This is a genomic window from uncultured Lactobacillus sp., from assembly GCF_945290125.1.
GTDB lineage: Bacteria > Bacillota > Bacilli > Lactobacillales > Lactobacillaceae > Lactobacillus > Lactobacillus rizhaonensis.
In genome coordinates, this window is sequence record NZ_CALYQV010000083.1 from 1 (window position 1) to 6,412 (window position 6,412).

Annotated in this window: 3 protein-coding genes and 2 pseudogenes; all 5 read right to left on the bottom strand. The window is 34.2% G+C overall.

The window, feature by feature from the left end; genetic code table 11:
* Positions 1-236: 236 nt before the first annotated feature.
* Positions 237-572: a hypothetical protein gene (locus Q0K80_RS09605; RefSeq protein ID WP_294605796.1), complete on the bottom strand. Its 336-nt coding sequence runs from the start codon at positions 570-572 to the stop codon at positions 237-239.
* 11 nt (positions 573-583) lie between these two features.
* A pseudogene (locus Q0K80_RS09610) lies at positions 584-917 on the bottom strand (helicase); the annotation flags it as partial.
* A 257-nt stretch (positions 918-1,174) separates the two neighbouring features.
* Positions 1,175-4,171: a type III restriction-modification system endonuclease gene (locus Q0K80_RS09615; RefSeq protein ID WP_294605798.1), complete on the bottom strand. Its 2,997-nt coding sequence runs from the start codon at positions 4,169-4,171 to the stop codon at positions 1,175-1,177.
* A gap of 3 nt (positions 4,172-4,174) precedes the next feature.
* Positions 4,175-6,118: a site-specific DNA-methyltransferase gene (locus tag Q0K80_RS09620; RefSeq protein ID WP_294605800.1), complete on the bottom strand. Its 1,944-nt coding sequence runs from the start codon at positions 6,116-6,118 to the stop codon at positions 4,175-4,177.
* A pseudogene (locus Q0K80_RS09625) lies at positions 6,105-6,412 on the bottom strand (hypothetical protein); the annotation flags it as partial. The pseudogene Q0K80_RS09625 and the gene Q0K80_RS09620, both read right to left, overlap by 14 nt.

The window sequence follows — 6,412 nt, forward strand, 5'->3', positions numbered from 1 at the left end:
CTTTTTGTGAAACTTTACCAATCAAAACGCGGTTCATAACTATGCCTCCTATTTATAAATATTCTCCTAATTCAAACTCAAAATCATAAAGTTAGTTTAGGTTCAAGACTCTTATTTCAGATATTTTAATATAATTCATTTGATTAAGTATTGGCCGTAGACCACTACATATGCGAATTGAATATTTGTTCAAACATTTGTAAGTGCTGAGATCATAGTTAGTTGATATAAAGTCGTTATAACTTAAAACCCATATTTGCTTGGTGAAATTCATCGAGATTCCAAGAGAGTAATTTTAGAGGTGTTTTACCTGACGTAAAATGTAAATGATTAAAAAACCTTTGATAACTTGATAAATATGGATTCTTGTTAACAATTTCTTCATTTTTCTGCAAATTTAGTTCATGACATTCTTTATTTGCAAAGTTTTTTAGCACCCTGAATCTGATCATTGCTTCGTCTTTATCTGTCATTGCCAATTTTTCAAGCCTAGAAGTTTCATTCACCATATAGTCTATCCGTTCTTGTAATTCTTCTTTGGTTGTATTATCGGATGGAATAATAGTTTCCATATTATGTCTCCCTACTTATATTTTCCAATTACTATGTCCTTTACTTCTTGAAGATAATCGTCTGTATACTCAGATACTAATAACGGGCCGTCAATGTCATCAAGCATAGTTTTCTCTTAGCATTCAATTTTTTATAAACCGTATGCTCGTCTGAGCAACATTACCTTTAGTCATTAAATAATAATACCGTGTATATTAATCAACTGGAAGTCCTAAGCGATTAAAATAATCTCTTGATTGCAGCATGAAGGTTAAACTGAAGTTATATTCGAAATAGGTTATTTAATGCAATGAAATAGATTCATCTAAACTATTAGGATTGGAAAATAATACTTGTATATCTCCATTTCAGTTTTTCCCGTCATTTCTTCACGATACTGATTTGTATTTGCAACGTAAACCGAAATTGCTATATTGAGCATGCTAGATTCAATTCATTTTGATATTGCGATATTCCTGTCAAAATCCGTCCATTTTTATCGTGGTAATACCGACATTTAAACAGAATTTTCAGACTTCTATCGCTTCAGAATTAATACCATCAACCTTGATTGGCAGCCTTGACTTGACATCAATATTCTAACTTTCCTTCATTAGCTAGTTTAATTAATGGCATCATCATAGTTTAACTCCCCATTTTCCAACTTATTAATCAAATCATGTACTTCTTGTTCACTAGTCGCCATCTGATAATAAACCCCTGTTTCTTTTAATTGATCAAAATACTTTTGCTGAATGATACAAATTTGTTCATCACCAAGTCGCATATTTTCAGCTTTAGTTTCAATCACCAAATAGGTTGGCTTTTTATTGCTATGTTCAATTTTAAAAATAAAGTCAGGTGTTGTTGTTCCGTTATCAAAACGTGGAATTTTAATAGCTTGCTTTGGTAGTTTGCCAAAGACACTAATTTTTGGTCCATATGAACGTTGCAAAATTTTTAACTCTGGATCAGCACTGTCATAACGTAAGGGAGGTCTATCATATAAATAAGATATATCTGAAGTCGAATCTGATTGATAAATTCCAAGAACATTTGCTGGAACTGAGTCAACAAATTCATGTTTCTTTGCATTATAGATTGATGTAGAACCCGAAAAATCAAGAGGCTCATAACTATAAGATGCTTTTATCCGCTCATTAAATTGTTTATTAAAAGTCCGAATCAGGTTACCTAAAGTTTTTTCATTAATATAATTGGTATTACCTTTTAGGCGCTTTATGGTCTTAATCATAAGATTATTAAGCAAATTAACTGGTAAATCCGTCTGCTTTGCTAAGATTTTGAGAAACTTGCCATAATTCATTGTTAGGTATTCTCTTTTAAAATCTGACTTTGATTCACTAATTGAGGCAATATTTTTATCAGTTGATATTTCTTGATGAATCATTTGTGGTCGTTCCAGAACAAAAATCTTATTATCACTATCATTAAAAACATTTCGTGCAACAATTTCCGCATCTTGATTAACTGAAGGATCAAACTTAATCATTTGCCGTCTAGAAAGCTGTAACCAAAGATTTTCAAGTTGCAACCAGTTTTGCTTACGTAATTTAACTGCAGTGCTTTCTTTAGAATTTTTATCTCGAACTTTACCTTTTGTAATCTGCGTTCTCTGTTCCAATTCTGGGTACAGTTGACATAAAGCTTCATATCCTGACATTGTTTTGCCTTTAAATTCGATATTCTGCTTAAACTTGTTAGATCTTGTAATTATATCATGTGAATCTAAATCATCTAACAGCTGATCCTCATTAAATTGGGGATCAGCTGTTTGCCTCGTCTTAACAATCAACTTGATCATGTCATCAGTTAGCTCTTCTTGATTCAGTTTAATTGGCGAATCATTATTAATTTCACCCACTAATTTTTCAGCAAAATCTCGTTCATCATAGCCAATTAAGAATGAGAGCCGGCTTTGCCATTCATTTTGATTTAAGCGATGGCCAGTTTCATCGATCGGTAACCTTAATCCACGACCAACTTCCTGAATCTTGCTAATCTCCGATCCAGAAGTCCGCAGTTTTGCAATAGTAAACACGTTAGGATTATCCCAACCTTCACGTAAAGTCCACTTAGAGAATAAGAAGCGCCTAGTGATCCAATTCCCATTTTCATCTTTAAAGCTCAGCAATTTTTCTTTGTTACTTAATATATCTTTAACTTCGGCCTGAATATCTGCATCTGAGCTACCTATATCCTCGCTAAAATAGCCAGCATAAACATCTTGATGTTCAGATTGCAAACTTCTTAAAGTTGCTTGTAAGAAAGAGTAGTATTCTTGCTCGCGATCGTCAATCGCCATTTCATAACGATCAATCAAGTTTTTTAATTTTTGCGTTAAAAGTTTCTCGAAGTGCTTCGCTAACCAACCTTTTTTATTATTTTCGCCACGAAAACTAGAAATGCTATCAATGAAAAATAAAGATAAAGTCTTAATTTTTGGCGGATTATTACCTAAATTCGGTCTTAAAAAATTTTCCTCTTCTGCTCTAAAATGACACTCTAAAGCTTGTGAGATGATTTCATCTTGATAATTTTCCGCAAAAGTTCCTGGAATTAATTTCATGTCTTTAGATAGAGCCAATCCATTTGACAATTCACAGTCAGTCCCGCCATCATAAGTAATATTACCCTCAAATCCAGAGTCAATATCTGCTAACTTTTCACCAACTTTAAGAGAATATTCCTTATTACCTTTAGAAAGAACTAATTCCCTTGCCTTAGCTTTCTTGACCTTATATAAGTTATTTGCTTGCTCTTCAGGAATATCTGGATAATCAATATCAATGCCTTTAACTAAACCTTGATTAAAACTGTCGACAGCATCGAGATTAAATTGGGGCTTACCACGGTAATAATCTACTTTTGTAACCTTATTTTTGCCACGACCTGTCGTACTCTCAGGGAAAGTAGCTCCAAATCGAATAATTAACTGTGGTTTCATTTCTTCAATATCTTCGTAGAACTTCTTACCGCGTGGGAAGCGTTGAGGCTCGTCTATAATCATTACAGGTCTAGTAGCAGCAATAGCTTTCATTGGGGATGTCTCACCGCCCAGTAAAGTCTGGTCATAATCTTCACGATGCATTGATTTCGAATGAAGCATTCCTTGATTGACCAAAAGTACTTCGATTTGATTAGCATTTTGTCTAGTTGCCTCAATAAATTCAGATAATTGAGCTGGAAAATTACGCCTACCAGAACGTGAACTAAAATCACCAGCATTAATTACATTTAGTTGCATCCGTGTATTTTCATAAAACTCACTGAAGTGCTGTTTAGCATAATCACTATTAATAAAGTTTCGTGTTCCTTCTTTAATGCTCGGACTTGGCACGGCAATGACGAACTTAAACAATCCATACTTTTGATGAAACTCATACATCATTCTTGTATAAACATAGGTCTTACCTGTCCCTGTTTCCATTTTAATATCAATATTAGCTTTATCTTTAAAACGATGTCTAATTAATGGATTAGCATAGATATAATTAGCATTTGGATCATTACTCATAGTATCCATTCCAGGAAATGCTTTTTCAATTGTATAGAGAGCGTCAGTTTGGTGTTGTAAAGTTTCAAGTCTAATTTTCATAAATTAATACCTCTTTAATAAAGTAACTTTACTATCTAACTGCTTCAAGCCATTTTCTAACTCTCGCAATTCAGCAACATTAAACGAATAGCCAAAAATAACCACACTTTGAACATTCAATTTATGAGTACCAAGTTGGTTCAATAATTTCTTTGTTTCATTACTGCTCCAGCCCTCGCTAATCAAGTAAAGGCGATTATCTTCAACTTTATGAGCTGTATAATCATCAAACTTAACTTCTTCAACTTTAGCATCAAACGGATAACCATCTTGAACTAACCAAGTCGTAAGAATTGTTTGCTCACCTGACGTATTTCCAGGAATGTTCAAGCTATTACTAGAGAATCCTTCAACCATATTGGTAAACAAATTTGTGTTATTTGGATCAAAATTATCAATGTTTTCAAGAGTTTGTTTAGACGGTTTAACTACTCGGTAATGTTTAAAACTGGCATCAAAGCCTTTAGGAAGTGTCAATTCATTGTCATTTTCAATTTTATTCGCGGCACGGCGAATTCTTTCTCGAGCAATTTCATCAACTGACATAAAGCCATCTTCAAAGGCAGTACGACCACCTTGAGTAGGCACTTTTTCTCCCATTTTGTTTACATGATATGTTTTTTCAGGTAACTGTACCATGATAAACTTACGATGTCCTTGATCTTCAATGTTTTGTCGCATTACAGCTTCAGCAGTTGTGGCTGAACCTGCAAAAAAGTCCATTATTATTGATTCATCATTTGAATAAAGTTGAATTGCTCTCTGAACTAACTTAACCGGCTTTGGATAGGCGAAATACTTTTTCCCACCCATTAGTTTTTGTAAATCCTGAGTTGCCTCCTGACTGTGACCAACTTCTTCATATTTCCAAATGGTCATTGGAGTTATACCAGTTTTTTTCAATTCAGATTTAAACCTCTTAATCCTTGGTACACCTTTTCCATCAGAACCAAACCATATTCGATTATCAGCAAGTCTTTCACGAAAAGCTTTTTGCGAAAGCCTCCAGCTTCTTCCAGCTGGAGGCTCCACCACCCTTCCCGATGGAGTGGTTATTGGATAAATATTTGCAGGTATGGCAGGACCAACTGATAAATTGTCAGATTGCCAAATTCCTCTATAATCGTTATCTGGATTACTATATCTATCATCTGCTTCATTTGACCTTGGAATACCATTGGTTTCAATCACATTGGCATCTCGTCCATAAACAAGCATATAATCGTGACTTGGTGAAAAATTCTTTTTAAGGTTGATAGGAGCATAAGCTCGTTCCCATATCACTTGGGCTAAAAAATTGCTTTCACCAAAAATCTCATCACAAATTTCTTTTAAATTTCCATCTTCGTTATCATCAATTGAAATAAAAATGACGCCCGTTCTTTTTAAAAGATGCTTTGCTAGTTGTAGCCGAGGATACATGAACGTTAGCCAAGCGGAATGACTTGACTTTCCTTGAATACTTTTCAAACGAGCCAACTGATCATCATCAAGCCCAAAGATATCTTCAAGTTGATCATCAGTATATTCAAATTTATCTGGATAGACAAAATCATCTTGACCTGTATTATAAGGAGGATCAATATAAATAAGATCAATTTTATTTTGATAACCATTCTGCAAATGGCGTAAAACTTCTAGATTATCTCCAGTAAAAAAAAAATTGCGAGAGTTTACACCAGCTCCTTTATTTTGTTTTTCATCTGGAACAATTACACTATTTGGCATTTCACCAGCTTGACGACGTGCATAGTCTTTACCAATAAAGTCTAATTGATATCCATCCTTGAGTTCATTGACATTTTTTCTTTTCAACTGATTTTTAAATTTATTAAGATCAAAGGAGCCATTTTTATTGAAAAATTCTGGCAGTTTTGCTTTTAATTCGTTCAGAAAAGCAGTATTTGGCTGAACAGCCTCATTGTATTTTTCACTATCTGTTTTCATCGTTTAATCTCCAATCTCCAGCTTTAAGTCCTGACCGTTCTAGCACCGTAACCGCCTCAACATGCGGCGTTTGTGGAAACATATCAACAGGATCGATTTGACTAAAGGTGTAGCCCTCATTCATAAATTCCTGCAAGTCACGAATCATGGTTGCGGGATTACATGAAATATAAACAATCTTCTTCGGACTAGTTTTTACAGCTGCCTCAATAAATTCTGGCATTAATCCTTTGCGTGGTGGGTCGACAAAGATGACATCAGCTTTCATCCCCTTAGCAGCCCATCTTGGCATCA

Bases quoted from the DNA above. Each gene is read 5' to 3' on its own strand.
- Q0K80_RS09605 (WP_294605796.1), bottom strand. From the start codon at position 572: ATGGAAACTATTATTCCATCCGATAATACAACCAAAGAAGAATTACAA.
- Q0K80_RS09615 (WP_294605798.1), bottom strand. From the start codon at position 4,171: ATGAAAATTAGACTTGAAACTTTACAACACCAAACTGACGCTCTCTAT.
- Q0K80_RS09620 (WP_294605800.1), bottom strand. From the start codon at position 6,118: ATGAAAACAGATAGTGAAAAATACAATGAGGCTGTTCAGCCAAATACT.